Genomic DNA, 942 nt, shown 5'->3' with positions numbered 1-942 from the left:
CGCCGTTTTATGAACAACACCCCTGATTCTCCCGCATTCCAGAATGCGCTGGCGTTCGTGCTCCGCGCCGAGCGCGGCTACGTTAACGACCCCACCGACCGGGGCGGCGAGACCAGCCTCGGTATCTCTGACAAACGCGACGGCGTTGCCGACGGCATGACCGACGTCGATGGCGATGGCAAACCTGATACCCGTATCCGTGACCTGACGGTGGCGCAGGCCGGGCAGATTTATTTCCGCGATTACTGGTACCCCGCGTACTGCCCGCTGTGGCCTGACGACATCGCCCTGTTTGTCTTTGATTCAGCGGTTCAGCACAACCCTAAAAAAGCCATCAAGTTGCTCCAGGAAGCCGCCGGTTTTACGGGCAAGGACGTTGACGGTATCGCCGGTCAGAAGACACGTGCAGCCGTCGCCGGTGCTGACCCCGACTGGCTGCTTAACCGCCTGTTCGTCCGCCGTTCCCGTTATTACGCCGACATCATCAAAGCCAACCCGTCACAGGGCAAATACCTCAATGGCTGGTTTAACCGCCTTGATAACCTGGCGAATGCCTGCCGGGAAATCACCGGTTTCCGGTATTCGGTCGCCGGGAGTTGAGTATGGGCAAGGGATGGGAGGCATCACTGAAACGCGGTCGTCATGACCGCCTGCGGCAGGAAGTGCTTCACCGCATGGCCGGTGGTCCGCCACCGGTCCCGACCAGCTATGAGGGGCATGACGGCACGCACGGCAGCTATTACCTGCGCGGCTGGTCGTCCGTTGACACGCGAGACATCATCTGGCAGTGCCAGAAATACAAGGAAAAACATTGTGTTTAAATCGTTTAATACCGGCTGGCTGAAACTCGCACTGCTGACAGTCTGGCAGTCAGGCTGGACCATCATTGTGCTTGTGGGCTTGTCTCTCCTGTTCTGTAACGTTCATGGCCGTCCGGCATTT

The 942-nt window shown here is 58.7% G+C and carries 2 protein-coding genes; both read left to right on the top strand.

The window, feature by feature from the left end:
• The first annotated feature begins 9 nt into the window (after nucleotides 1-9).
• On the top strand, nucleotides 10-600 hold the full coding sequence (locus GTGU_RS23395) for a glycoside hydrolase family 108 protein (protein WP_038163601.1): 591 nt from the start codon (nucleotides 10-12) through the stop codon (nucleotides 598-600).
• A 2-nt stretch (nucleotides 601-602) separates the two neighbouring features.
• A complete protein-coding gene (locus GTGU_RS23390; protein WP_038163240.1) occupies nucleotides 603-821 on the top strand; it encodes a hypothetical protein in 219 nt (72 codons plus the stop codon).
• The last annotated feature ends 121 nt before the right edge of the window (nucleotides 822-942 follow it).

The organism is Trabulsiella guamensis ATCC 49490 (assembly GCF_000734965.1).
Lineage (GTDB): Bacteria > Pseudomonadota > Gammaproteobacteria > Enterobacterales > Enterobacteriaceae > Trabulsiella > Trabulsiella guamensis.
This window is presented reverse-complemented; position numbering and strand designations above follow the sequence as displayed.